A 25,704-nucleotide genomic window follows, 5' to 3' on the forward strand; every position below is an offset into this window, starting at 1 on the left:
GACAGCCGCCCCTACTGCCGCCGCGTCAGGCTGCAGCCGCTCGAGAGCTGGCGCGTCGATCCGGTCGAACCGTCGTTTGACTGCGAGGGGAATTCTTCGAACGGCGAGTTCTGCTTGCCGGTGTTGAACTCGAAGATCTTGCGGAACAGGCCCGGGGCCATAGCCGAGATCGGATTGACGCGCATCACGGGCGCAGCCGGCGTGCCGACGACCTCATAAGTCACGCCGATCAACCCTTCATTGTTGCCGCCGCCGAGGAAGATGCCGAACAACGGGATCTGGCCGAAGATGTTGTTGACGCCATACATCGGCACGAAGGTGCCGCTCATGCAGACCTGGTTGCCGGGATAGTCGATCGAGCCCTCGATGGTGGCGCCGATCATGGGACCCTTGACTACGCCGTCACGGACCGTGAGCGCGCCGTTCTGCCGTGTGAACTCGGCGCGGAGCGCGCTGAACGAGACGCCGTTCCCGGTGCCGTTGGGCGCGCCGGCGGCAACGCGCTCGAGCTGCGCCTCGCCCTTCACCGTGAAGTCGCGGACGTTGATGAGGCCCTCGCGCGAGGTGTTCGGCTCGGATGTCGGCGGCTCCATCGCCACCACCATCTGGCCGCCGACCGCCTTGGTATAGGTATCGGTGAAGCGCAGCAGCGCGCCGGCATCGTTGGTCTGGAGGTAGATCACCTCGCGGTTGCCCTGTGCACGCCCGCCGCGCAGATCAGCCGCCACCGGCGTGTCTTTGCCGACCTTGCCGCTCAATGTGAAGGCCTTGATGGCACCATTGCGTTTCGACATCTTGGCATCGACGCTGCGCATGGCCTCGCCGTTGAAACCCGCGACGGCGCCGAGCTTCACGTCGATGTCGAAATCGACGTTCTTCATCTTGTTCTTGTCGTCCTTGGAATTGCCGGAGATCGCCGACTTCAGGAAGCCACGACCGTCGAACACGTCGCCGCGCATCGTGCCCTTGATGACGCCATCCTGGCTGCGCTCCACCTTCAGCGACGCCTTGTCGCCATCGGACGGCGAATAGACCGGGAAGTTCGCGCTCATGAGATCGCCGTTCGCGTCGACCTCGAGCGAGCCCTTGATCGAGGCGCCACCACCTTCGATGACGATGTCTTCCAGACGCGTCGATTGCGCGGTCGGCACGACCTTGAAGCTGGCCTTGCCCGACTTGCCCGGCAGCTTGACCCAGCCGGGCAGGATGTTGTCGAGCTTCACCGAGGTCAGGTCGGCCTCGACGCCGAGCTTCGTCGTCTGGTCGGGGCCGCCGGCGATCTTGCCCGACAGCTTGATCGGCAACGATCCACTGACGGCGGGGCTGAGATCGAATCCCAGGCGCGCCCGGCTCGCATCGTCCAGCGTCGCCTGCAACCTGACATCCGCGTCGCCCTCGGCGGGCTTGCGATAGTCGAGCGAGGCCGCCTGCCCGTTGATCTTGACGTCGCCCTTGACCTGATAGCCCGTGTTGCTCGCGACGATCTTGAGAGTGTTGGCCTCCAGCTTCTGGTTCATCACCAGCTTGTCGGCGGCAAAACCGTTGAGGTCGGCGGTGACGGCGTAGGTCGTGTCCGCCTTGGTCAGCTCGCCCTTGACCGGGAGGCCGAGCTGGATATTCGCCGTGAAAGTCCCCTTGCTGGTGTTGGGATCGACGACCGTCGACGACAGATCGCTCAGGCGATCATTCGAGAGCATCTCGGCGGCCGCCGGCACAGGCCCCTCGACGCGGAACCTGGTCCGCGACGGCGACGGCTTGGGCGCCATATCAGGCACCTCGAAGACGAAATCGGAAATCGTGACCTTGCGGCCGGCTGGCGTATCGGCAATGCCCTGCCCGATGGTCACGGTCGCGGTGCGGCCGGTCACGCGCGCCTTCAGATCGGCATCGTGCACAACAGGCATGCCGTCCACGGGACGGACCGCGACGCCGCTCGCCACGATGTTGACCGAGAGGCCGTCGTCAGGAATGGGCGGCCCCTTGCGCGGAAGGTTTCTCGTGGGCGAATTGACGCCGATCTCGATGCGCTGGAGCGTTCCGCGCTCGATCCGCTCGATCACCCATTCGCGCAACTCGGGAACGACCAGCGTCGGCCACATCCGCTTGAGCGCGGAGGCCGACATCGGCGTTCCCGCAAAGCCCAGCGTCAGCCGCGGCTCGCCGGAATAGTCGATCGCACCCGTGCCGGCGACGCCGATCTCGCCATTGCTGATGTCGGCCTGCGTCAGCAAGAGGCGCTTGTGGTCGGTGTCGAAGCGGAAGCCGATCGCGATGCGGTTGAAGACGAGCGGCGGCTCGTTGTCGATGCCGCCGAGCAGGATCGAACCGCCGCTGAAGCCGAGCTGCCAGTCGTTGATGGTGCCGTTGGGCGGCTCGAGATGGGCCAGAAGCGTCAGGCGGTTCGCGCCCGACAGGATCTTGAACGGTGCCACCAGCACCCGCCGATTGGCGTCCCACTCGACGTTGATCTCGGCCTGGTCGATCGCCATCGGATAGTCTGGCGTGTCGGTGTCGATGATATTGCCGGCGCCGACCGCGAGCTTTCCGCGGAAGAAGGTCGGCACGCCATCGCGGCCGAGCTCGCCCTTGAGCTCGCCCGTCAGCGGCAGGTCGGCCGTGTAGGTGAGATCCTTGACCCGCAACGCCAACAGGATGTTGGAGGTCGAGACCTTGTCGGCCTTGATGTCGACCGAGCGCACGCCGTTCTCGGCCGGCCCGATCGTGGCGCGCAGCATCCATGGGCGCGCGCCCTCTTCGCCCAGGCTGAGCGTGACGCCCCCGCGGCTCGGCCGGCGCAGGCTGAGCGTGATGTTCTCAAACGACCATTTGCTGCCGCGCTGCTGATCGTCGACGATCAGGTTGCCGTTCTTCAGACCGATCTCGTTGAGGTTTTGGCCGTCGAGGCCGGTCATGCTCAGACTGTCGAGCCAGTCGAGGCCCTGAAGGATGCCGCTCTGCGCCGTCGCCTGAGGCGGGCCTTGAGAGGCGGATTGTGATGGATCCTGGCTCGCGGGCCCCGTGGCGAATGGCGGCGGCGGGACGCCATTGCGCGGGAACGTCGGCGGCAGACCCGCGTCCTTCTTCGAGGCGACGCCGGTTGCCAGCGGCTTTGCGGTATCGCCGGCGGACACGGTGACGGTACCGTCGGGCGCGATGCGGATCGCAAGTTCGGCATCGACCAGATTGAGGCTCTCGGCGCGCAGATGCCCCATCAAGAGGCCCGCACCCGATAGCTTCACTTCAGCCTTCGGCGCGCTGGCAACGACGGCGTGATCGCGATCGCGGACGATGATGTCTCGGATGCGGACGGCGATGCGGACCCGGCCGGCGCGCTCGATCTGGGTGCCTCCGATCTCAACCGTGTTGCCGTGACCGATATTGTCCTCGATCGCGGCCGCCAGCCATGGCGTTGCAATGTCGAGATTGATGGGACCGGCACCGAGCCGCCACCACAGCGCGCCGAAGCAGCCGATGAAGATGACGGCGAGAGTCCCTACGACAAGGACAACGCGCTTTAGCCAGCGATCGGCCGCCAGCCAGCGCCGCAACGCGCCAAAACCGTCACCGAAGCGATGAAAGCCCGAATTGGAACGCGACAACAGCCGGCGCGCGCGATGGCCCGCGGCCGCCTCCTGATCCGGATCCCAATCGGCGTCGTCCCATTCCTGCGGCTGTTGCTGAACGCCGCGCCGATCGAAGTCCCGATTGTAATCCTGGGGCGACTTATTCCTTGCCATTGCCTCTCGATACAGGCGCCCGTCAGAGGATTGAGCGCCGCCGGGACCGCAGCCGTCCACGGGAAGCGAAGCTCCCCGCGCCGGCATTGCCGCCATACCTCGAATATTCCTGCTGTTCGTCATTTCGCCCCGGGAGCGCGTTCAACGAGCAGTGGGGTGGTGCGTGGAATTCCTTGTAACCATACTCCGGCGCCGCCAGACTTGCCCAGCCGAGGGCGCGATTCCGGCACACCGGACGAGAGCTGCAATACCGTTTCGGTTGACCCGCCGAAAGCGTCGAAAGGAAGGCGTATGTCCAAGAAATCCCGAACGAAATCGTCCAAAACGCCCTCCGGCAGTCCGACGGCTAAAAAGAAGGCCCTGAAACCGCGGGCCTCTACTCCGACAAAGTCCGCGAAAACACAGCGGACACCGGCGACCAAATCAACCGGGACCTTAGCAAAGGCAGGATCACATAAGGCCGCATCGAAACAGTTAAATTCCTCCAAATCAGTGGCTCCGCCCGCCAAGGCGAAGTCGGGCCTGGTCGAGGGCCAGAAGGCCCCCGCCTTCCGCCTGCCCCGCGACGGCGGCGAGGTGGTCACATTGGCGGACTATGCCGGCCGAAAGCTCGTCCTGTTCTTCTACCCCCGCGCCGACACCCCGGGCTGCACCCGGGAGGCGATCGACTTCACTCGCCTCGCCGGTGCCTTCGCGGCCGCCGATACCGCCGTGCTCGGCGTCTCCGCCGATCCGTTAAAGGCTCAGGAGAAGTTCCGCAACAAGCACAAGCTCGGTATCCCCCTGATCTCGGATGAGACCCACCAGATGCTGGAAGCCTATGGCGCGTGGGGCGAAAAGTCCATGTATGGCAAGAGCTTCCTTGGGATTCTTCGCACTACGATACTGGTCGGGGCGGATGGCAAATTGGCCAGGATCTGGCGCAACGTCCGGGTCGATGGCCATGCCGACGAGGTGCTGGAAGCGGCAAGGAGTCTTTAACCAGTCCTTTCAATTCGCGCGTTCCCATTTCCGGAAAATTAACCATGACCGGCCCAGATTGCTGCGGCAATTAGGCCGTACGGACTCATCCGACCGGCGCGGGAGTGCCGATGTCGAAAAGTTCTGCCCAATACTCGCAGTACGCCCAACATCATCCTCACGACCACGGACGGGCCTTCCAACGCCGTCCTGCCCTCGCGGCAGCCGCAGCGATTCCCCTTCCCGCGACCGACGACGCCTACACCATCGTCCATGCCGGCAAGCAGGTTCGCTTCGGGCCCGTGGTGTTCTGGATCGTGGCCGGCACGGTGGTGCTGCTCGGTCTCTGGTCGGCGGCGACCGCCACCTATTTCGCCTTCCGTGACGACGTCCTGACCCGGCTGATCGCCCGCCAGGCCGAGATGCAATACGCCTATGAGGACCGCATCGCCGAGCTGCGCGCCAGGGTCGACCGCACCACCAGCCGCCAGTTGCTCGACCAGGAACAGTTCGACCAGAAACTCGACCAGATCATGAAGCGCCAGACGGCGCTGGAGTCCCGGGCGACGGCGCTTGGGGCCATGCCTGACGTGACCGGCTCGATCCCCCGCGCGGCCCCGCAGCGCGGCGAGGCGAGCCAGAGCACGCCAAAACCCTCGCCGATCAGCGACACCGTGATTTTCGTGGCACCGCCGGACCGTGAGGCGCGGCTGGAATCGCGCGCGCCGACCGTGGCTGCTCCCCCGACCAGCCAATTCGCCAAGAATCAGGGTTTCGACAACGTCCTGGTTCGGCTCACGACCTCGCTCGACCAGGTTGAACGGCGCCAGATGGCGGCGCTCAGCGCCGTCGAGGAAGGCATGGATTCACGCATGCGCCGGATGCGCGGCGTGGTCAGTGATCTCGGCCTGAATCTCGCCAATCTCGAATCCGCCGTGCCGCGCAGCGCGATGGGCGGGCCGTTCGTACCGGTCAAACTGACGGCCAATGCCGGACCGTTCGAGAAGCAGCTCTCTCGCATCAACACCACGCGCGCCGAGATGGATCGTCTCAACCGCACGCTGGCGCTGGTGCCGTATCGCAAGCCCGTCATCGGCGAGGTCGAATTCACCTCCGGCTTCGGCGTCCGCAGCGATCCCTTCCTCGGCCGGCCCGCGATGCATACCGGGCTCGATTTCCGCGCCGCCACCGGCGATCCGGTTCGCGTCACCGCCAACGGCAAGGTGGTGTCCGCCGGCTGGTCCGGCGGTTACGGCCGCATGGTCGAGGTCGACCACGGCAACGGGCTTTCGACCCGCTACGGCCATCTCTCCGAGATCAACGTCAGGGTCGGCGAGACCGTGAAGATCGGCCAGGTCGTCGGTCTGGTCGGGTCGACCGGTCGCTCCACCGGTCCGCATCTGCATTACGAAACCCGCATCGAGGGCGAAGCGGTCGATCCGCAGAAGTTCCTGCGCGCCGGCGTGCGTCTCAGCGCGGGCTAAGCCCGCGACCAAAGGCGCCTGTACATGATCACTGGCTGCGCTCGTGGCCAACCTCGCCGGTGATGACGTCGCCGAACAGCTCCCAGGCTTGCCCGTTGAAGCGCATCAGCTGCATCTGCTCGATCGGGAAATAATCGTCCGGTGAGGTGTTGACCATGATGCCGGGCAGCATCAGGTCGGTGTGGAAATCCTTCAGGTTCGCGGCCTGCTTCATGACGTTCTCACGGGTGAGATTATCGCCGCACTGCTTCAGCACCTGCGCCATCGCCTCGGCCTGGACATAACCGTAGATGTTGTTGGAATTGGCCTTGTCGCCGTCGGGATAGTATCTGTCCATGAATTCGCGCCATTTTACCACGGCCGGATCCTTGTCCCAGGTCGGATCGGTCGGGTCCTTCAGATAGACCGTCGAAATGATGTCCTTGGAATAGTCGAGCCCGGCAGGCTTGAGCACCGAGGCGACCGAAGTCGCGGTGTTGGCGAGGAAGAATTTCGGTTTCCAGCCGAGCTCGCCGACCTTCCGGATCGCTTGCGCCGAGCCCTTCGGCGCGGCCCATGAGAAGAAGATGTCGGCACCGGAATCGTGCAGGGCGACGATCTGCGAGTCGATCGAGGGATCGCTGACCTCGTAGGACTTGTCGGCGATGATCATGCTGGCCTTGTCGCCGAGCCCGTCCTTCAAACCCTTGAACTGGTCCTTGCCGGCGTCGTCGTTCTGCCAGAAGACGGCGATCTTGCTGCTCGGGAAATGATCGCGGATGTACTTGGCGTAGATCCGTCCCTCGCTCTGGTAGTTGGGCTGGAAGCCCATGGTCCACGGGAAGTTCTTGGGGTCGCCGAACTTGGTGCCGCCGGAGGCGACGAACAGCTGCGGCACCTTCTTGGCGTTCATGTACTTCATGATCGCGGAATTCGAGGGCGTACCGAGCGGCTGGAAGATCAGCAGCACCTCGTCGCTCTCCACCAGCTTGCGCGCCTGTTCGATCGCCTTCGGCGGCGAATAGGCGTCGTCATAGCTGATGAAGTTGATCTTGCGGCCGTTGATCCCGCCCTGGTCGTTGATCATCCTGAAATAGGCGGCCTCGGTCTTGCCGATCACACCGTAGGACGACGCCGGCCCGCTATAGGGCATGATGTTGCCGATCTTGATTTCGGTGTCGCTGGCGCCGGGGTCGTATTTTTTCTGCGCCGAGGCCGGTGTCGTGATGAGCACTCCGGCAGCAATCATGGCGAGGGCAGCAAGGCTTTCGCGACGACCCGGCATCGGTCTCTCCCCTGTTTTGTAGTCTTGTTTTGTAGGGAGTGTCGCAAGGCCGTTGGCGGCTGGCAAGCGCTTCGATTTTCCGCGAGATGAAACGGCGAATCCGGAATTTACTCGCTGCGCCGCGGCAGGTTCAAAACGCGTCCGTCGATCACGAGCAGCGCGCTGCCAATGACGATGGCGCCTGCGATCTCGCGCATCGAGATCGGCTCATCCAGCACCAGCCATCCCAGCAGGATGGCGGTGACGGGAATGAGCAGCGTCACCAGCATGACATTGGTCGCACCGGAGCGCCGTATGATCTGAAAGAAGACGATATAAGCGAGCGCCGTCGAGAGGCCCGCAAGGCCAAGCACCGCGAGCCAGGTCGTCAGGCCCGGCACCGGAAGACGCCAAGGCTGCTCCACCACGCCGGCGACGATCGCCATCATCACCGTCGACGCCATCAGTTGAAACGTCGCGGTGCCGAGCGGTGCTGCGTCCTTCAGCATTCGCCGCGCTGCCAGTGCGGCGAATCCATAGCTGAAGGGGCCGCCAAGGCAGAGCAGGATGCCGAGCCCCTGCCCCGGCCTCGTCTCGAGACCCCATCCGCGCAGGATGATCACGCCGGCAAGGCCGAGCGCCACGCCGGCCACCCGCCGCAGCTGCAAGGCCTCTTCGCCCGCCGCGGCCATCACGACCACCGTGAACAGCGGTGTCGTCGCATTCAGGATCGACGCCAGTCCACTCGGGATGAAAGTCTGTCCGGCCACGATCAGTGAGAACGGGATGACATTGTTCAGCAACCCGATCGCAACGAATGGCTTCCAGCCCACAATGCTCTTGGGCAAGCCGATCCCCTGCATGTGCAGCAGCGGCAGCAGAATGCCCGCCCCGAGCGCGACACGCAAAAACACCAGCGTCAGCGGCGGCAATTCCCGCAACGCCGCGCCGTTGAAGAAGAACGAGCCGCCCCAGAGGACGGAGAGCACCGCGAGTAGCGACCAATCGCGCGCGTCGATCCTGTTGTCGTTTGGGGGCATGCGTTTCACCTCGGCGCAGTTGCTCGCCTAGGACAACGCGGAAAATTTCGCCACCCGGTTTGCGACAAAATTACTCGAGATCATTCCCGTGACCGCCGATCGCCCGCGATATCGGCAACAACCGCCCCAATCACCAACGCGCCGCCAATGAGCGCGTGGACGGCCGGTATCTCGCGGAAGGCAACCCAGATCCAGAACGGCATCAGCGGCGTTTCCAGCGTCGCGATCAGGGAGGCCTGTCCTGACGGCAGCAAGCGCGAGCCGAGCATGTAGAAGGTCAAGCCCAGCGCGACCTGAAGGCAGCCGAACATCGCGAGGACCGCGAGGTTCTGCCCGCCGACATGGGCGATGTCGTGAGCGAAGGGAAGGCTGACGAGGCTCCCGATGAAATTCGACAACGCCGCTGCCGCCACCATCGACGTCTCGCGATGGCGCCGGACCACCACCGTCATGGCGGAAATGGCTAGCACCATCACACAGCTGAGCGCGATGCCACCGAGATCGGCACCGGCTCGCACACCGCCGACCGTGATCACCACGCCGGCAAAGGCAATCAGGCTCGCGATCAGCGTGCGCCACGTCGCGGCCTCGTTGAGCCACAGCCAAGCCAGTGCGGCCGCAACGAACGGCTGTGTTGCGATCAGCACCGCCACGTTCATGACGTCGGTCATCTGCAACGCGGGAATGAACGAGACCATTCCGATCGCGGACAATGACGCGACGAGCAGGCCTGCCTTCCCCGGCACCAGCAACTGCCGCAGCCCGGCGCGGCCTTGCATCACCACGAGAAGCACCGTGATCAGGCTGCCGGCGAACAGGCCGCGCCAGAACAGAATGGTCCAGGGATCAAGCGGCAGAAGGCGTGTGAAGAACGGCGCCGTGCTCCAGGCAATCGCGGCGGCGACGACGAGGGCAATGCCGAGACCGCGTTCCGAACGAGGCTGCCCCATGTGGATGCGACCGGCTAGGACGGCTTCTTCGGCCGCGACACCAGCTCGATCATCTTGCCTTCATCATCATCCGGCATCGCCGCCTTCGCCTGCGCGTAGGCCTCGACCGCGGCCCGCGAGACCAGCGGCTTGTCGGCCAGCAGGCTCTCCGCGAGTTTGACGGCATAGGCGGCATCCTTGTGCCGCAGCGCTGCCGTGAAGGTCGCGCCGCTGAAGTCGCGGGCAACCATGCGCTTGGAGTGGCGCGCTACCTGCGGACTTGCGGCGACGCCCGCCTGAATCGATTCCAGCACGAGGTTCATGTCGAGCCCGGCCTGCTCGGCGATCGCGAGGCCCTCGGCGAGGCCGGCGATCTGGATCGCGCCCATGAGGTTGTTGATGAGCTTGTAGACGGTGCCGGAGCCGACCGCGCCGAAATGGCGGATGGTCGAGCCGATCGGCGTCAGATACGGCCGCGCGCGTTCGAGATCGGCCGCATCGGCGCCAACCAGCAGCGTCAGCTTTCCGCTGGCGGCGGCATCCGGCAATCCGGTCACGGGGCAATCGATATAGATGAGCCCGCGCGCATTCAGCTCGCGGCCCATCTCGCGGGCATGGTCATAGGAGACGGTCGAGCATTCGATCGCGATGGTGCCTGATTTTGCCGTCTTGGCCGCGCCCTTCGGCCCGAGCCAGACCGCGCGCGAGGCTTCGTCATCGGCAACCATGGTCACGACCGCGTCGGCATCGATTGCGGCGTCCTCGGGCGAGGTCGCCCAAAGCGCGCCGCGCGCGATCAAATCTTCAGCCTTGGCCTTGCTGCGATTCCACAGCGTCACCGTGAAGCCGGCATCGAGATAGCGGCCGGCCATGCCATGACCCATCCGCCCAAGCCCGATGAAGGCGACGCGTGTCATCGCTAATCCACGTCCTCGATGTCGGCACCAGTGGTGCCGAAGGCGCGCTGCGCCAAGGTTGCGGCCATGAAGTCGTCGAGATCGCCGCCGAGCACGCCCGAGGTGTCCGAGGTCTGCACCCCCGTGCGCAGATCCTTCACCATCTGATAGGGCTGCAGCACGTAGGAGCGGATCTGGTGACCCCAACCGATGTCGGTCTTGGCGGCCTGGTCGGCGGCGGCCTTCTCCTCGCGCTTCTTCAGCTCGATTTCATACAGGCGCGCGCGCAGCATGTCCCAGGCCTGAGCCCGGTTCTTGTGCTGGGAGCGGCCGGCCTGGCAGACCACGGCGACACCGGTCGGAATGTGCGTCAGCCGCACCGCGGATTCGGTCTTGTTGACGTGCTGGCCGCCGGCGCCGCCCGAGCGCATGGTGTCGACGCGGACGTCGGCTTCCTTGATGTCGATCTTGATGCTGTCGTCGATGACGGGGAATACCTGCACGCTCGAGAACGAGGTGTGCCGCCGCGCGTTGGAATCGAACGGCGAGATGCGCACCAGACGATGCACGCCCGCTTCCGTCTTCAGCCAGCCATAGGCGTTGTGGCCTGAGACCTGGATCGTCGCGGACTTGATGCCGGCCTCTTCGCCCTCGGACTCTTCCAGCACCTCGACCTTGAAGCCGTGGGTGTCGGCCCAGCGCGTGTACATGCGCAGCAGCATCTGCGCCCAGTCCTGGCTCTCGGTTCCGCCGGCGCCGGCATGGACTTCGAGATAGGAATCGAACCGGTCGGCTTCGCCCGACAGCAGCGACTCGAGCTCGCGCCGCGCCACTTCCTTCTTGAGATTCTTGAGAGCCGCTTCGGCTTCCGCGACGACGCCGGCATCGCCCTCGGCCTCGCCGAGCTCGATCATGCCGATGTCGTCTTCGAGCTCCTGCTCGACCTTGCCGATGCCCGAGAGCGAATCCTCCAGCGAGGTCCGCTCCTGCATCAGCTTCTGGGCTTTCTGGGGATCATTCCATAGATTGGGATCTTCTGCGAGCTTGTTCAGCTCAGCGAGGCGCGCCGTCGATTTCTCGACGTCAAAGATGCCTCCTCAGCAGCCCGACTGACTGCTTGATCTCTTCTACCAACCGTTCGATTTCGGCGCGCATGTCGTTCTCTGATGTCGCGGAATTGGTCCGCGTTAGATTGCAACGGGATGTAGCGGCGGCAGCACCAAAGCGCAACCGCCGGAACCGGGATCGTTTGTCTTGTCCTAAGCCTTAGTACAACCCGCCGGTGCCCGGCCGCATGAAGAAGCCGGAATCCGGCTGCTGCTGCTGCGACGCCGGCACGCCGCCGCGCCCGTCGGCATCGGCAACGCCAATGACCGAGTAATTGTCCGGCGGCGCCGTGCCCGGCTTGAAGGCTTCGAGAATGGTTCCGCCAGTCTCGCCCGGACCTGCGCGCATGCCGGTTTTGGAGACGACGCGCACGAGCTTGATGCCGGCAGGCACCTTGAAGGGAACGGCGGGCTTGTCGGCGAGCGCGAGCTTGAGGAAATCGCGCGCGATCGGAGCGGCCAGATGGCCACCGGTTGCGGCATTGCCCTTACCCAGCGGACGCGGCTTGTCGTAACCCATGTAGATGGCGACGGCGACGTCGGGCGAGAAGCCGACGAACCAAGCGTCCTTGGCCTCGTTGGTGGTGCCGGTTTTGCCGGCGACGGGTTTGCCGACTTCCTTGATGACCGTGGCCGTACCGGCCTGCACCACGCCTTCCATCAGCTCTGTGATCTGATAGGCGGTCATGGAGTCCAGCACCTGCTCGCGGCGGTCGATCAGCTGCGGCTCGGCCTGGTTCTTCCAGCCGCCCGGCGCGTCGCAGCCGCGGCATTCACGCTGGTCGTGCTTGAAGATCGTGTGTCCGTAGCGGTCCTGGATGCGATCGATCAGCGTCGGCTTCACGCGGCGGCCGCCATTGGCAAGCATCGAGTAGGCCGTGACCATGCGCATCGCCGTCGTCTCGCCGGCGCCCAGCGCGTAGGACAGATAGTTCGGCAGCTCGTCATAGACACCGAAACGGCGGGCATATTCGCCGATCAAGGGCATGCCGATGTCCTGCGCCAGCCGCACCGTCACGGTGTTGAGCGATTGCCGCAGCGCGTTGCGCAGCGTCACCGGTCCCTGGAATTTGCCCGAGGAGAAGTTTTCCGGCCGCCACACGCCGGCGCCCTGCCCCTGGTCGATTTCGATGGGGGCGTCGAGCACGACGGTCGAGGGCGTATAGCCATTGTCGAGCGCCGCCGAATAGACGATCGGCTTGAACGACGAGCCCGGCTGCCGATAGGCCTGCGTGGCGCGATTGAACTGGCTCTGGTCGAACGAGAAGCCGCCGACCATGGCGAGCACGCGGCCGGTCCAGGGATCCATCGCCACCATCGCACCCGACACCTCGGGGATCTGGCGCAACCGGTACTGGCCCTCGACAGGCTGGCCGTCCTTGTAGAGCGGATCGGCATAGATGACGTCGCCGGGCTGCAGCACCTGCGACACCGCCGTCGGCGTCTTGCCTTTGGTTCCGCCCTGCACGGCTCGCGCCCACCGCACGCCGTCAACCGTGACGATGCCGGTCTCGCGCTGCTTGCTCACGGCGCCGCCAAGCTCACGGCTCGGCTGGAAGCCGATGCGCGCCGACTGGTCGCTGGTCTCCAGCACGACCGCCATACGCCATGGCGAGATGTCGGAGAGCGATTTGATCTCGGCGAGCCTCACGCCCCAATCGCCCGACGTATCGAGCTTGCTCATGGCGCCGCGATAGCCCTGCTGCTCGTCATAGTTCACGAGGCCCGAGACCATGGCCTTGCGCGCCATCACCTGGATCTTCGGATCGAGCGTGGTGCGGACCGAGAGACCGCCCTCATACAGCTTCTTCTCGCCGTAGCGCTCGAAGATGTCGCGGCGGACTTCCTCGGCAAAATATTCGCCGGCGAAGGTGTGGGCGCCGTTGGAGCGGTTGGTGACGGCCAGCGGCTCCTTGCGCGCCTTGTCGGCGTCGGCCTGCTTGATCCAGCCGTTCTCCACCAGACGGTCGATCACGTAATTGCGGCGCTCGATGGCGCGGTCGCGGTTGCGGACCGGATGCAGCGTCGCCGGCATCTTCGGCAGCGCGGCCAGATAGGACGCTTCCGCCACGGTCAGCTCGTTCACCGACTTGTCGAAATAGACCAGCGAAGCGGCCGCGATGCCGTAGGCGCCGAGGCCCAGATAGATTTCGTTCAGATACAGCTCGAGGATCTTGTCCTTCGAGTAGGTCTTCTCGATCCGCATCGCGAGCAAGGCTTCCTTGATCTTGCGGGCGAAGGAGACCTCGTTGGTCAAAAGGAAGTTCTTGGCGACCTGCTGGGTGATCGTGGAGGCACCCTGCGGACGCCGGTTCGAGCCGTAATTCTGGATGTAGACCACGCCCGCGCGCGCCATGCCGGTGTAGTCGATGCCGCCATGCTCGTAGAAATTCTTGTCCTCGGCCGCGAGGAACGCATTGATCACGAGCTTCGGCACCGCCTGGATCGGCAGATACAGCCGCCGCTCCTTGGCGTATTCGCCGAGCAGCGAGCCGTCGACCGCGTGCACGCGGGTCATCACCGGCGGCTCGTAATCCTGAAGCTGAGAGTAGTCCGGCAAGTCCTTGGAGAAATGCCAGATCAGGCCTGCCACGGCCCCGACACCGACAAGGAACACCACCGTTCCCGCGGCGAACAGGAAGCCCATGAACCGCACCAGCAAGCGCATTATGTGTTTATCCGTTCAATCTCTGGATCAGCTCAGTATCAGCCCCTTGGCACCCAAACAGGGGCCAACCTTCACGTCACCAATTCACCGGCTTACGCAATACCATCAGTGCCGGACTTTAGACGCTTGCCGAGCGGGATTCTCTCCGATTCCGGAACCCCCTGCGGCGTTTTTATAAAGCGCCCGCTGTGGCCAAACTAGGGCTTTTGCGGCGGGACGGAAAAACCCTTTCAATTCGACGATCCCCGGGTCGTCAATTTGACGATCCCCGGGTCGTCAATTTGACGATCCCGCCGTGGCCATCCGCTTGGTCAAGAACCCGTCGATGGCCTGCGCCATCGAGCCCACGGCACGCGACCGCCAGCCCTCGGAGACCAGATGCTCGAGGTCGCCCTTATTGGAGACATAACCGATCTCGACCAGCACCGAGGGCACGTCAGGCGCTTTCAGCACCCGGAAGCCCGCCGACTTCAGGGGATGCTTGTGCATCCGCACCGTCGACTTCATCTCGCCCATCAGAAGACGGGCGAAACGGTTTGAAAAGGTGCGGGTTTCCCGCTGCGTGAGGTCGATCAGAATGTCGGCGACGTCGGTCGGCTCCTCGGCGAGGTTGAAGCCGGCGATCGCGTCCGCCCGATTTTCTGCGTCCGCCAGCCGCTGGGCCTCGGCGTCGGATGCCTTGTCCGACAGCGTATAGATGGTCGCGCCCTGCGCATCGCCCTCGGCACGGGGCAGCGCATCGGCATGAATGGAGACGAACAAGGCGGCCTTCAGATTCCGGGCGATCTTGGTGCGGTCATTGAGGGGAATGAAGGTGTCGTCGTTCCGCGTCATGACCACACGGTATTTGCCAGCCTTCTCCAGCTTGTCGCGGAGCGCCAGTCCAAAAGCCAGCACCAGGTTCTTCTCGCTCTCGCCGCTCGACTGCGTGCCGTTGTCGATGCCGCCATGACCGGGATCGATCACGACCACCGGGCGGCCATCGGCCTTCTGCTGCGCCGTGTCCGGGGGTGTCGTCGCGGGAGCGGTTGCGGGCTGCGCCTCGGCGATCGTGGGCCGCAGTTCGGGGCGATTTTCGGGTGCGAGCGACTGCACGAAGGCGGTCCGGTCGACCTCCTCCAGCTCCAGCACGAGCCGAGCCGGCTGGCCGTTGGCCGCCTCCAGCACATAGGAATTGGCGATCCGGGCCGGTCCCGTCAGGTCGAACACGATTCGCGAGCCGCCGGGCATGACGAGCCCGTAGCGGAAGGCCTTCACAAGGCCGCGCCCCCCGACCCCCGTGCCCGCGGGCAGCTGAAAATTGACCTGCGGCACGTCAACGACGACCCGATACGGGTCCGCGAGCGTGACCGCACGGAAGGTAATGGTCTGGTCGATGTCGAGAATGAAGCGAGTCTGCTTGCCATCGCCGGCCAGCCGGGCGGCCGAGGCGACTGGAAAATTCGCTACCGCAACAGTGGGTTGCGGCTGGCTTTCCGCGGCGCTTAAGCGTGATGAATCAGCGCACGGCAACGCTGCGGCGCACAGAAGTGCGCATCCCAGCAAAACCCGTTGATTTGTGCGGCTCGCCACCGATTCCGTGCCTCCGAGCAGCCCTTTTAACGCAATAGAACCACAGGGTTAATCGATCCTTAATGACAGAAACGCGAAACTCGCTGACTGTGACCGCCGTGCGACGCTCCCTTGCACCGATGGCTCATTCCTCGTATGTACGGAATGCTGACGGCCGATATTTCCGGTTGTGTCGCATTCAGCCTCCCGGTGCAGCGCCGGAACTCTCAAGGTTTGGGAATTCCAGCGTTTTCCGTTCCCCTCTAAGACCAGCGCGGTGCGCGGCAGCGAGGTGGAGCGGGTCAAGCGCCGGCGGCGGACGGTCCTGGGTTACCTCTCGCGTTACCGGGACAGTTCTGACAGCGACGTAACCCATTACCCGGTCCCTTGATCCCAGGGGAGCGGTTCGTGATCCCCAAGGCGAGCGCGCTCGCGCCATGCCTGGCCAGCAGCAACTGATTGAAGGGCGGCCTCGCCGCCCAATGTTTCATACGGGCCGACGCTTGATGCGCCAGACTGTGCCGACGAATTCTGAAGGATCATTCGCGACGCTGCGGAGTGAAAATCCCGCGCGCCGCCTTGGTCCTGAAGCTTCCGGTTCGGCAAGGCGCGAGAGACGGCGTTTCGGCCTTCCCCTCACCCCCGAATCAGGTGGACCGTCGCGTCACCCGGCAGCGCAGCTCGCGCCCACGGTGAATCGCGCCCGCCGCCGCCAAGAGTTAAGACATGCCCAACAAGATGTTGATCGATGCCACCCACCCGGAAGAGACCCGGGTCGTCGTGGTCCGCGGCAATCGCGTCGAAGAGTTTGATTTCGAGACCGCGCAACGCAAGCAACTGCGCGGGAATATCTACCTCGCCAAGGTCACAAGGGTCGAACCCTCGCTCCAGGCCGCCTTCGTCGAATATGGCGGCAACCGCCACGGCTTCCTCGCCTTCAGCGAAATCCATCCCGACTACTACCAGATCCCGGTTGCCGACCGGCAGGCGCTGATCGAGGCCGAGGAACAGGCCCATCGCGAGGCCGAGGAAGAGAGCGAGAACCGCTCCCACGGCCGCCGCCGTTCGCGCCACCGCAACGCCCGCCGCCGCGGTCATGGCGAGCGCGTGCGCAGCGACATCGTCGAAGGCGCAGATCCGACGGCCCAGCCGATCGAAGGCGCGGTGCTGCCGGAGCATGCCGAGGGCGCCCTGCACGAAGGCGAGCATCTGCACGCCGACGCGGAGCATCACGGCGAGCACGAAGCTCACGATCACCACGATCATGATCATGGCGAGCATGATCACGACGATCATCATGACCATGATGACGGGCACCATCACGCTCACGATCATGACCATGGTCACGACGGCGAGCATGATCATCACGACCACGATCACGCCGATGAGACGCCCGCGCCTGTCGCAACGATTGGCGCCGAGCCCGTGGTCGCTGCCGAACTGCAGGAGACCGCCGCCCCCGAAGCGCATGCGGAAGCTCTGGCTGAGGCCGTGACCTCCGCCGCCGAGCCGGCCGATGCCGTGTATGCAGCGGGCGAGAGCGCCGAGACGCCGCATGCCGAGGCTGCGGAAACGACCGGCGAAGACGACGAGGACGAAGACGACGACGGCGAGGAAGCCGAAGAGGAAGTCGTTGAATCCGTCGGCGGCGACGACGTGCTGGAGGAAGTGCCGGAGCGCACTTTCCGCCCGCGCCGCCAGTACAAGATCCAGGAAGTCATCAAGCGCCGCCAAGTGATGCTGGTGCAGGTCGTCAAGGAAGAGCGCGGCAACAAGGGCGCGGCGCTGACCACCTACCTCTCGCTCGCCGGCCGCTATGCCGTGTTGATGCCGAACACCGCCCGCGGCGGCGGCATCAGCCGCAAGATCACCAGCGCTCAGGACCGTTCGCGCCTGAAGGAAGTGGTGCAGGATCTGGACGTGCCCGAGGGCATGGGCATCATCCTGCGCACCGCCGGCGCCGCCCGCACCAAGCCCGAGATCAAGCGCGACTTCGAATATCTGATCCGGATGTGGGAGACGGTGCGCGACCTGACGCTGAAGTCGCAGGCCCCCACCCTCGTCTACGAGGAAGGCTCGCTGATCAAGCGCTCGCTGCGCGACCTCTACAACAAGGAGATCGACGAGATCTCGGTTGCCGGTGAAGCCGGTTACCGCGAAGCCCGCGACTTCATGAAGATGCTGATGCCCGCCAATGTCAGCGCGGTGAAGCAGTATCGGGACGGCCAGCCGCTGTTCTCGCGCATGGGCGTCGAGAGCCAGCTCGACGCGATGTTCTCACCGACAGTGCAGCTGCGCTCCGGCGGCTACATCGTGATCAACCAGACCGAGGCGCTGGTCTCGATCGACGTCAACTCGGGACGATCGACCCGCGAGCACCATATCGAGGACACCGCGCTCAAGACCAATCTGGAAGCGGCCGAAGAGGTCGCCCGCCAGCTTCGCCTGCGCGACCTCGCCGGCCTGATCGTCATCGACTTCATCGACATGGACGAGAAGCGCAACAACCGTGCGGTCGAGCGCAAGCTGTCCGATTGCCTGCGGCAGGACCGCGCGCGCATCCAGGTCGGCCGCATCTCGCATTTCGGCCTGCTCGAGATGTCGCGCCAGCGCATCCGCGCCAGCGTGCTCGAGAGCTCGACCGATCCGTGCCCGCATTGCGGCGGCACCGGCCATGTCCGTTCGGTGTCTTCGGTAGCGCTGCAACTGCTGCGCGGCCTCGAAGAGATCCTGATGAAGGGCGCGACCCACAATCTCGTGGTCCGCACCCGCACCGACGTCGCGCTCTATGTGCTGAACCACAAGCGCGGCCATCTGCGCGATCTCGAGAACGGCTTCAAGGTGACGCTGTCGGTCATCGCCGACGCGAGCGTCAGCGGACCGCAGGCCTATCTCATCGACCGCGGCGAGCAGGTGCATACGCTGGAAGCCGCCAAGGCCCTACTGGTGGCGCAGGCGGCAGCAAGCCCGCCGCCGATCGTTGAAGAAGCTTATGACGACGAGGAATTCGATTCCGAACTCGAATCCGAGGTCGAAACCGAGGAGACCGAAGGTCTCACCGAGGAGCAGGCTGCGGGCGAGGCAGCCTCCGACCAGGACGGCCAACGCCGCAAGCGCCGCCGTCGCCGGCGCGGCCGCGGTGGCCAGCGCGACGGCGAGTTGCGTGAGGATAGCCCCGCGACCCTTCCCGAGGCGGCCGTTGCGGCCGGCGAAGGCGAAGAGGATGCCGAGTCCGAGCAGGATGGCGAAGAAGGCGAGGAACAGGCGGCCCGGGGCGAGCAGCAGGGCAGCGGTGATCGCCGCCGCCGGCGTGGTCGCCGCGGCGGACGCCGTCGGCGTGGCGGCAGCGAGGACGGTCTCGCCGGCTCCATCAGCGACGAGCTCGCGGCCAATGCGCCGCCGGAAGCGTCCGACGCAGTCGCCGATTTCGACGGCTTCGGCGGCGAGGCTGCGCCCTCGATTGCCCAGGCCGAACACACCGCTGAGCCTGAGGTCTCGCAGCCCGAGCCGCGCGTCGAGGTGCAGACCGAGGCGGTGCCGGCCCAGCCTCAGCCGATTGCCGCTGAGGAAGAGCCCGCCGACGACAAGGCCGCGCGGCGCCGCTCCACGGTCCGGGAAAAGGTGAGCTTCCTGTCGAGCAGCCCGAGCGAGCCGGCAGCCCCGGTTGCGCAGGCGCCCGAGCCGGCCGTCCCGCCGGCAGCTCAACCCGTGCCGGAACCGGCAAGCGAAACGCCGGCCGCGCCACGCCGCGCCGGTTGGTGGTCGCGCCGCTTCGGCGGCGGTGAATAAAGCCGAACACTCAAGAAAAAACGCCCGGGTCAAGCCGGGCGTTTTTTGATTTGGCGAGGTCAGTTCCAATGCAAAGCGCAATCGTTCTCGGCGGCGGCATGATCGGCGTGAGCGCGGCGCTGCACCTCCAGCAGCGCGGCTGGGCCGTCACGCTCGTCGACCGCAGGGAGCCGGGCCGCGAGACCAGCTACGGCAATGCCGGGATGATCCAGGCAGAAGCGGTCCGCCCCTATCCGATGCCGCGCGACCTTGCGACGCTGCTGAAGATCGCGACCGGCCGCACCAACGACGTGCGCTACAGTCTGTCGTCGCTTCATCTCCATATCGAGCCCCTGCTCCGCTACTGGTGGCATTCGGCGCCGAAGCGTCATCGCGAGGCGGTCGACGCGTGGGCGCGGCTGATCGCTTACGCGACGAGCGAGCACGACATCCTCATTCGCGAGGCCCATGCCGACAATCTCATCCGCCGCGCCGGCTATCGCATGCTGCATCGCGATGCCGCTTCGTTCGATCTGGCGATCAAGACGGCGGAAGAAGACCGGCGCGAGTTCGGCGTGAATTTTCGCGTGCTCTCCGGCAAGGAGCTCGCGAGAGCCGAGCCGGTCCTGCGCGACGATCTTCCCGGCGCGATTCATTGGCTCGACACCTGGACCGTGTCCGATCCCGGCGCGCTGGTCACGGCCTATGCCGAGCTGTTCGAGCGCCGCGGCGGCACCATTGTGCTCGGCGATGCACAATCGCTGCAGCAGACCGCGACCGGCTGGTCGGTCGACACGGACCAGGGGCGTCTCGACGCCGCCCACGCCGTCGTGACCCTCGGGCCGTGGTCGCCCGATCTCCTCCACAAATTCGGCTATCGCATTCCCCTGGTGCGCAAGCGCGGCTACCACATGCATTACAGCGGCGGCGCGTCGCTCGACCTGCCGCTGATCGACAAGGCCGGCGGCTATGCCATGGGGCCGATGGCCAAGGGCATTCGCATCACCACCGGAGCCGAGCTGACGAGCCCGGATGCGCTCGCGACGCCCGTGCAGCTTGCCAGCGCGGAAGCATCCGCACGCGAGCTGATCGACCTCGGCAAGCGCGTCGAGCCGGATCCGTGGTTCGGCACCCGCCCCTGCACGCCCGACATGCTGCCGGTGCTCGGGCAAGCTCCGCAGCATCCCGGCCTCTGGATGAATTTCGGCCACGGCCACCAGGGCTTTACCCTCGGACCCGCGACGGGGCGCCTGCTCGCGGAGATGATGAGCGGCGAGACGCCCGCGATCGATCCGACGCCGTACCGGCCGGAGCGGTTCTAGCCCAAAGAAAAAAGGGCTGATCGAGGATCTCGACCAGCCCTATGACTTCAAAGTCCGACAGCGCAGCTCGCGCCGTCGGATCCTGATCAGTCCGTCGTGATCGCCGTTTCCATGTCGGTCGGATCGATCTGCTTGGAGAGGTTGGCGTTGAGCTTGTCGCGGTCGAGCTCACCCTCCCACCAGGCGACGATCACACAGGCGACGCCGTTGCCGCACAGATTGGTCAGCGCGCGGCACTCGCTCATGAACTTGTCGATGCCGAGCACGATCGCCATGCCCGGCACGAGGCGCGGATCGACCACGGCCAGCGTCGCCGCCAGCGTGATGAAGCCCGCACCGGTGATGCCGGAAGCGCCCTTCGAGGTCAGCATCGCCACGACCAGGATGGTCAATTGCTGGCTGAAGCTGAGATCGTAGCCGAGCGCCTGTGCGATGAAGAGCGTCGCCAGCGTCATGTAGATGTTGGTGCCGTCGAGGTTGAACGAGTACCCCGTGGGCACCACGAGTCCGACCACCGACTTGGAGCAGCCGAGCCGCTCCAGCTTTTCCATAAGGGACGGCAGCGCGCTTTCCGAGGACGAGGTGCCGAGCACGATCAGCAATTCGTCCTTGATGTAGGCCAGGAACTTGAAGATCGAGAAGCCTGCCAGGCGCGCGATGATGCCGAGCACGACGAAAACGAACAGCGCCGCAGTGAGGTAGAAGGTGGCGATCAGCCCGACCAGGTTGAGGATAGCGCCGGTGCCGAACTTGCCGATCGTGTAGGCCATCGCACCGAACGCACCGATCGGCGCCGCGCGCATCACGATGGAGATGACGCCGAACACGGCATGGGCGGCATCATCGATGAAGCTGCGGATGGTGTGGCCGCGCTCGCCGAGGCTCATGATCGCGAAGCCGAACAGCACCGAGAACAGCAGCACCTGGAGGATCTCGCCTTGCGCGAAGGCGCCGACCACGGTGTCCGGAATGATGTGCAGCACGAAGTCGACGGACTTCTGGCCGGCGGCCTGCTTGGCGTAATTTGCAACGGCGGCCTCGTTTGCCGCCGCATTGCCGAAGCCCGCACCCGGCTTGGCGAGATTTCCGACGATGAGACCGATGACCAGCGCGAAGGTCGAGACGACCTCGAAATAGACCAGCGCCTTGACGCCGATGCGGCCGACCTTCTTGGCATCCTGGATGTGGGCGATGCCGGAGACGACGGTGCAGAAGATGATCGGGGCGATCACCATCTTGATCAGCTTGATGAAGCCGTCGCCGAGCGCCTTGATCCATTCGTTGGTGGCAACCGTCGGCCAGAGCCAGCCGACGATGGCGCCGAGCACGATGGCGATCAGCACCTGGACGTAGAGAACCTTGTACCACGGCTTGGCGACGGGCGGCGCGACCGGCGCCCCCGCCATCGTTGTCGTCGTCATCGTTTCACTCCCCCTCAAAACACTGGGCCAGCCAAGATCAACTTGGCCGGCCCTGTCAATTGGAACCGCTTGCTGTTGCGCGTTTTACCGGCGGCGATCGATCAGCCTGCGCGCCGCCGGCATCAACGCCGCGCCAAGCGCGTTCTTGACCAGCGAAGCGGCAATGAACGGCACGATGCCGACCTGCCAGGCCTTCGCAATGCCGAGGCCAAGGCCGAACGCCAACCAGCCGAAGCCGGCGGCCAGAATGACGATATGGCCGACGGCCATCGCTGCGAAAAGCAGCATGACACTGCGATCCCAGCCGCGCTCGGCGAGCCAGCCGGTCACGAAGGCGGCGGCAATGAAACCGAACAGATAGCCCGCAGTCGGGCCAACCAGCGGTGCAATTCCACCCACCGGCCCGGCGAATACCGGCGCGCCAAGCGCGCCTTCGGCGAGGTAGGCGATCATGGTTGCGCTCCCAAGGCGCCAGCCATAGGCGGCGCCGATCATCAGCACCACCAGCGTCTGCAACGTCATGGGCACATAAGGCAGCGGCAGGCTGACCTTGGCTGACAGCGCCATCAACGCAGTGCCAAGCGCAACCAGCACGACGGCGCGCACTGCGCCGACGGTTTCGCCCGGTCGGGTCGGCCACATCAATGCGGCGAGAGGAAAATGCGGTGTGGCAGCGGTCGGGACAGATCGGTCAGACAAGATGAACTCCGGGTGGTCGAAAACTGGCGGCTATTTAAGCCAGTGAGCGATCCGGTCAACTGCCTCTCGCATCTCCCCGGGCGAGCGCGCATAGGAAAGACGAATGAACGAGCGGCCGTGAACGGGATCGAAATCGAGCCCGGGCGTGGCCGCGACACGCGCCTGTTCCAGCATCTGCTTGGCGAACTCGAAACTGTCGGAGGTGAAGCCCGAGACGTCGGCGTAGAGATAAAATGCACCATCGGCCGGCAGGAATTTGGCTAGGCCCGCCTTCGGCAATCCCTCGATCAGAATCCGCCGGTTTTCCTGATAGCCGTGCTTGATCGCCTCCATCTCGGCCGCGCCGTCGAAGGCGGCTTCTGCCGCGATCTGCGACAGCGACGGCACCGAGATCGACAGGTTCTGCTGCAGCCGCTCGATCGGCCGCACCAGAATTTCAGGCACGACCATCCAGCCGACGCGCCAGCCCGTCATGCAGAAATACTTCGAGAACGAGTTGATCACGAGTGCGTGCTCGGACAGCGCGGCCGCGGTGACCGCTGGAAACGCATAATCAAGCCCGTGATAAATCTCGTCCGAGATGAACCGGATGCCGGCATCTTCGGCGGCCGCCATCAAGCCGGCGAGCGCTTCGCGGGACATCATCGTCCCCGTCGGATTGGCGGGGCTGCCGACCAGCACGCCCTTCAGCGGCGCCTTGCGATGCGCCGCGAGCAATGCCTCGCCGGTGAGCGCATGGCGCGTCTCGTTCGTGGTCTCGATCAGCACCGGCTCGCAACCGAGCGCAGTGAGGATATGGCGATAAGGCGGATAGCCCGGCACCGTCACGGCGACGCGGTCGCCAGGCTCGAACATCGACAGGAAGGCCAGGATGAACCCGCCGGAGGAGCCGGTGGTCACCACGATCCTGTCAGGGCTGATGGCACAGCCATAGGCATCGCGATAATGGCGCGCGATGCGCTCGCGCAGACTGGGAATGCCGAGCGCGGAGGTATAATCGATCCGCCCGGCCTCGAGCGCCGCGTGGGCGGCCGCAATCGCGGTGCCGGGCGCCCCCGCCGCGGGCTGGCCGACCTCCATATGGACGACATGGCCGCCGGCGGCCTCGATTCGGGCCGCCGCGGCCATGACGTCCATCACCATGAACGGGGGAACATCGCTGCGGCGGGAGGGCTCGAGCCACTGCCCCAACCGGTTCCTCAATGTCGCATCGTGCATCGATTTCTGCTATTTCGCTGGCGGGCCGGAGCGTCCGGCCCGGGAACGGGGCGCTTGCGCCCCAGACTGGCCGCATTGTACGGCTCATAAGGGTAACGCTCACAAGGGCATATCGCGTATCCGGTCCGCCGCCAATCGCCAAAACCAATCACGAAACTGCTCTCCAGACCGTTTGATGTTTCTCCAGATCGCATTGCGCAAGAAGGCCTCCGCCCTCACCGCCCTCGTTACGGCTGCGGCGATCGCGCTGCTGCCGCTCCCGGCGGCGCGGGCGCAGCAGAAGGGGCCGCCGGTCTTGCGCGACACCGAGACCGAGCAACTGCTGCGCGAATATACGCGCCCGATCCTGCGCGCCGCGGGTCTGGAGAAGCAGAACATCCAGATGGTGATCCTCAACGACGGCTCGTTCAACGCGTTCGTCGCCGACGGCCGCCGCATCTTCGTCAATTACGGCGCGATCCTTCAATCGGAGACCCCGAACCAGATCATCGGCGTGCTCGCGCACGAGACCGGGCATCTGGCCGGTGGCCATCTGTCCAAGCTGCGCGAGCAGCTCGCCGCCGCCCAGACCCAGATGATCATCGCGATGCTGCTCGGCGCAGGCGCGATCGCCGCAGGCAGCACCCAGCGCAGCAGCGCAGGCAACAACGGGCTCGCCAATGCCGGCGCCGCCGCGATCTCGGCTCCCCAGGAGGTGATCCGCCGGACGCTGCTGTCCTATCAGCGCCAGCAAGAGGAGAACGCCGACCGCGCCGGCGTGAAATTCCTGACCGCGACCCAGCAATCGCCGAAGGGCATGTACGAGACCTTCAAGCGCTTCACCAGTGAGAGCCTGTTCGCCGCGCGCGGCGCCGATCCCTATCTCCAGTCGCACCCGATGCCGGCCGAGCGCGTCGCCGCGCTTCAGGAATTCGCCAGCTCCAGCCCCTACTGGAACAAGAAGGACGATCCCGCGCTGCAGCTCCGCCACGACATGGTTCGCGCCAAGATCTCCGCGTTCATGGAGCGGCCGGAGACTGTGTACCGCCGCTATCCCCAGACCAACGACAGCATGCCGGCGCGCTATGCCCGCGCCATCAGCACCTATCTGCACGGCGATCTGCGCAGCGCGCTGGCCCAGATCGACGCGCTGATCCAGGTCCAGCCCAACAATCCGTACTTCTACGAGGTGCGCGGCCAGGCCCTGTTGGAGAGCGGCAAGGCCGCCGAGGCGATCGCTCCGCTGCGCAAGGCCGCACAGCTTTCCAACAACGCGCCCCTCATCGAGATGTTACTTGGGCAGGCTCTGGTTGGAACCGATAATAAGACCTACACCGACGACGCCGTTCGGATTCTCCGCGCCGCGGTGGCGCGAGAACCCGAGGCGGTGCTCGGCTATACCCAGCTCGCGATGGCCTATGGCCGGAAGGGCGACTATGCCGAAGCGGATCTCGCCTCGGCGCAAGCCGCTTACCTGCGCGGCGACAACAAGACCGCCCGCGAGCTCGCTACGCGCGCGAAAACCCGTTTCGCCGTCGGCACGCCCGGATGGGTCAAGGCCGACGACATCGTGGCGGCGAAGCCGCCGCGCAACTGACGCAACTCGAACGACGCCCGATACCACGACGTCACGACACCGAGCTTAAGTCCGCCGGGACGTATTCCGAAACCTGCTTTGGATAA

Annotated in this window: 16 protein-coding genes; 5 read left to right on the forward strand and 11 right to left on the reverse strand. The window is 65.1% G+C overall.

What is annotated here, in order from left to right; all coding sequences use genetic code 11:
• Window positions 1-11: 11 nt before the first annotated feature.
• Complete coding sequence (locus tag XI04_RS24975) at window positions 12-3,824, reverse strand: YhdP family protein (RefSeq protein WP_271609177.1); 3,813 nt, start codon at window positions 3,822-3,824, stop codon at window positions 12-14.
• 204 nt (window positions 3,825-4,028) lie between these two features.
• Here XI04_RS24975 and XI04_RS24980 point away from each other — a divergent pair, with 204 nt between their 5' ends.
• Window positions 4,029-4,718, forward strand: a complete 690-nt coding sequence (locus tag XI04_RS24980) for a peroxiredoxin (RefSeq protein WP_271609135.1) — start codon at window positions 4,029-4,031, stop codon at window positions 4,716-4,718.
• 110 nt (window positions 4,719-4,828) lie between these two features.
• Window positions 4,829-6,181: a peptidoglycan DD-metalloendopeptidase family protein gene (locus tag XI04_RS24985; protein WP_271609134.1), complete on the forward strand. Its 1,353-nt coding sequence runs from the start codon at window positions 4,829-4,831 to the stop codon at window positions 6,179-6,181.
• A 28-nt stretch (window positions 6,182-6,209) separates the two neighbouring features.
• On the opposite strand, the gene XI04_RS24990 is transcribed toward XI04_RS24985, so the two are convergent.
• The 7 genes from XI04_RS24990 to XI04_RS25020 form a co-directional block, all read right to left on the reverse strand.
• Window positions 6,210-7,445: an ABC transporter substrate-binding protein gene (locus XI04_RS24990; protein ID WP_271609133.1), complete on the reverse strand. Its 1,236-nt coding sequence runs from the start codon at window positions 7,443-7,445 to the stop codon at window positions 6,210-6,212.
• A 107-nt stretch (window positions 7,446-7,552) separates the two neighbouring features.
• Window positions 7,553-8,464: a DMT family transporter gene (locus XI04_RS24995; protein ID WP_271609132.1), complete on the reverse strand. Its 912-nt coding sequence runs from the start codon at window positions 8,462-8,464 to the stop codon at window positions 7,553-7,555.
• An 80-nt stretch (window positions 8,465-8,544) separates the two neighbouring features.
• Window positions 8,545-9,414 (reverse strand): DMT family transporter, encoded by an 870-nt coding sequence (locus XI04_RS25000; RefSeq protein ID WP_212429154.1) that lies wholly within the window; start codon window positions 9,412-9,414, stop codon window positions 8,545-8,547.
• Between the two features lie 14 nt (window positions 9,415-9,428).
• Entirely contained in the window at window positions 9,429-10,310 is an 882-nt protein-coding gene (locus XI04_RS25005) for an NAD(P)-dependent oxidoreductase (RefSeq protein ID WP_038970195.1), read from the reverse strand.
• 2 nt (window positions 10,311-10,312) lie between these two features.
• A protein-coding gene (gene prfB, locus XI04_RS25010; protein WP_271609131.1) for a peptide chain release factor 2 occupies window positions 10,313-11,444 on the reverse strand; the annotation gives its coding sequence in 2 pieces (ribosomal slippage) (window positions 10,313-11,374 and window positions 11,376-11,444; 1,131 coding nt in all).
• Window positions 11,445-11,555: 111 nt separating this feature from the next.
• Window positions 11,556-14,063, reverse strand: a complete 2,508-nt coding sequence (locus tag XI04_RS25015; RefSeq protein ID WP_028144840.1) for a penicillin-binding protein 1A — start codon at window positions 14,061-14,063, stop codon at window positions 11,556-11,558.
• Between the two features lie 276 nt (window positions 14,064-14,339).
• Window positions 14,340-15,635: an N-acetylmuramoyl-L-alanine amidase gene (locus tag XI04_RS25020; RefSeq protein ID WP_271609130.1), complete on the reverse strand. Its 1,296-nt coding sequence runs from the start codon at window positions 15,633-15,635 to the stop codon at window positions 14,340-14,342.
• A gap of 705 nt (window positions 15,636-16,340) precedes the next feature.
• On the opposite strand from XI04_RS25020, the gene XI04_RS25025 reads away from it, so the two are divergent.
• Window positions 16,341-19,403, forward strand: a complete 3,063-nt coding sequence (locus tag XI04_RS25025; RefSeq protein WP_271609129.1) for an Rne/Rng family ribonuclease — start codon at window positions 16,341-16,343, stop codon at window positions 19,401-19,403.
• A 68-nt stretch (window positions 19,404-19,471) separates the two neighbouring features.
• Window positions 19,472-20,704: an NAD(P)/FAD-dependent oxidoreductase gene (locus tag XI04_RS25030; protein WP_028144843.1), complete on the forward strand. Its 1,233-nt coding sequence runs from the start codon at window positions 19,472-19,474 to the stop codon at window positions 20,702-20,704.
• An 86-nt stretch (window positions 20,705-20,790) separates the two neighbouring features.
• Here the strand turns inward: XI04_RS25030 and XI04_RS25035 are convergent, their stop codons facing one another.
• From XI04_RS25035 to XI04_RS25045, 3 genes are all read right to left on the reverse strand, one after another.
• Window positions 20,791-22,125: a dicarboxylate/amino acid:cation symporter gene (locus tag XI04_RS25035; protein WP_028144844.1), complete on the reverse strand. Its 1,335-nt coding sequence runs from the start codon at window positions 22,123-22,125 to the stop codon at window positions 20,791-20,793.
• An 84-nt stretch (window positions 22,126-22,209) separates the two neighbouring features.
• Window positions 22,210-22,767 (reverse strand): biotin transporter BioY, encoded by a 558-nt coding sequence (locus tag XI04_RS25040; RefSeq protein WP_028144845.1) that lies wholly within the window; start codon window positions 22,765-22,767, stop codon window positions 22,210-22,212.
• 87 nt (window positions 22,768-22,854) lie between these two features.
• Complete coding sequence (locus XI04_RS25045) at window positions 22,855-24,042, reverse strand: pyridoxal phosphate-dependent aminotransferase (RefSeq protein WP_212476035.1); 1,188 nt, start codon at window positions 24,040-24,042, stop codon at window positions 22,855-22,857.
• A gap of 175 nt (window positions 24,043-24,217) precedes the next feature.
• Here XI04_RS25045 and XI04_RS25050 point away from each other — a divergent pair, with 175 nt between their 5' ends.
• Window positions 24,218-25,618: a M48 family metalloprotease gene (locus tag XI04_RS25050; protein ID WP_028144847.1), complete on the forward strand. Its 1,401-nt coding sequence runs from the start codon at window positions 24,218-24,220 to the stop codon at window positions 25,616-25,618.
• The last annotated feature ends 86 nt before the right edge of the window (window positions 25,619-25,704 follow it).

This window comes from Bradyrhizobium sp. CCBAU 11430, assembly GCF_028128855.1.
Taxonomy (GTDB): Bacteria; Pseudomonadota; Alphaproteobacteria; order Rhizobiales; family Xanthobacteraceae; genus Bradyrhizobium; species Bradyrhizobium ottawaense.

Bases quoted from the DNA above. Each gene is read 5' to 3' on its own strand.
- XI04_RS24975 (WP_271609177.1), bottom strand. From the start codon at position 3,824: ATGCCGGCGCGGGGAGCTTCGCTTCCCGTGGACGGCTGCGGTCCCGGC.
- XI04_RS24980 (WP_271609135.1), top strand. From the start codon at position 4,029: ATGTCCAAGAAATCCCGAACGAAATCGTCCAAAACGCCCTCCGGCAGT.
- XI04_RS24985 (WP_271609134.1), top strand. From the start codon at position 4,829: ATGTCGAAAAGTTCTGCCCAATACTCGCAGTACGCCCAACATCATCCT.
- XI04_RS24990 (WP_271609133.1), bottom strand. From the start codon at position 7,445: ATGCCGGGTCGTCGCGAAAGCCTTGCTGCCCTCGCCATGATTGCTGCC.
- XI04_RS24995 (WP_271609132.1), bottom strand. From the start codon at position 8,464: ATGCCCCCAAACGACAACAGGATCGACGCGCGCGATTGGTCGCTACTC.
- XI04_RS25000 (WP_212429154.1), bottom strand. From the start codon at position 9,414: ATGGGGCAGCCTCGTTCGGAACGCGGTCTCGGCATTGCCCTCGTCGTC.
- XI04_RS25005 (WP_038970195.1), bottom strand. From the start codon at position 10,310: ATGACACGCGTCGCCTTCATCGGGCTTGGGCGGATGGGTCATGGCATG.
- XI04_RS25015 (WP_028144840.1), bottom strand. From the start codon at position 14,063: ATGCGCTTGCTGGTGCGGTTCATGGGCTTCCTGTTCGCCGCGGGAACG.
- XI04_RS25025 (WP_271609129.1), top strand. From the start codon at position 16,341: ATGCCCAACAAGATGTTGATCGATGCCACCCACCCGGAAGAGACCCGG.
- XI04_RS25030 (WP_028144843.1), top strand. From the start codon at position 19,472: ATGCAAAGCGCAATCGTTCTCGGCGGCGGCATGATCGGCGTGAGCGCG.
- XI04_RS25035 (WP_028144844.1), bottom strand. From the start codon at position 22,125: ATGACGACGACAACGATGGCGGGGGCGCCGGTCGCGCCGCCCGTCGCC.
- XI04_RS25040 (WP_028144845.1), bottom strand. From the start codon at position 22,767: ATGTGGCCGACCCGACCGGGCGAAACCGTCGGCGCAGTGCGCGCCGTC.
- XI04_RS25045 (WP_212476035.1), bottom strand. From the start codon at position 24,042: ATGCACGATGCGACATTGAGGAACCGGTTGGGGCAGTGGCTCGAGCCC.
- XI04_RS25050 (WP_028144847.1), top strand. From the start codon at position 24,218: ATGTTTCTCCAGATCGCATTGCGCAAGAAGGCCTCCGCCCTCACCGCC.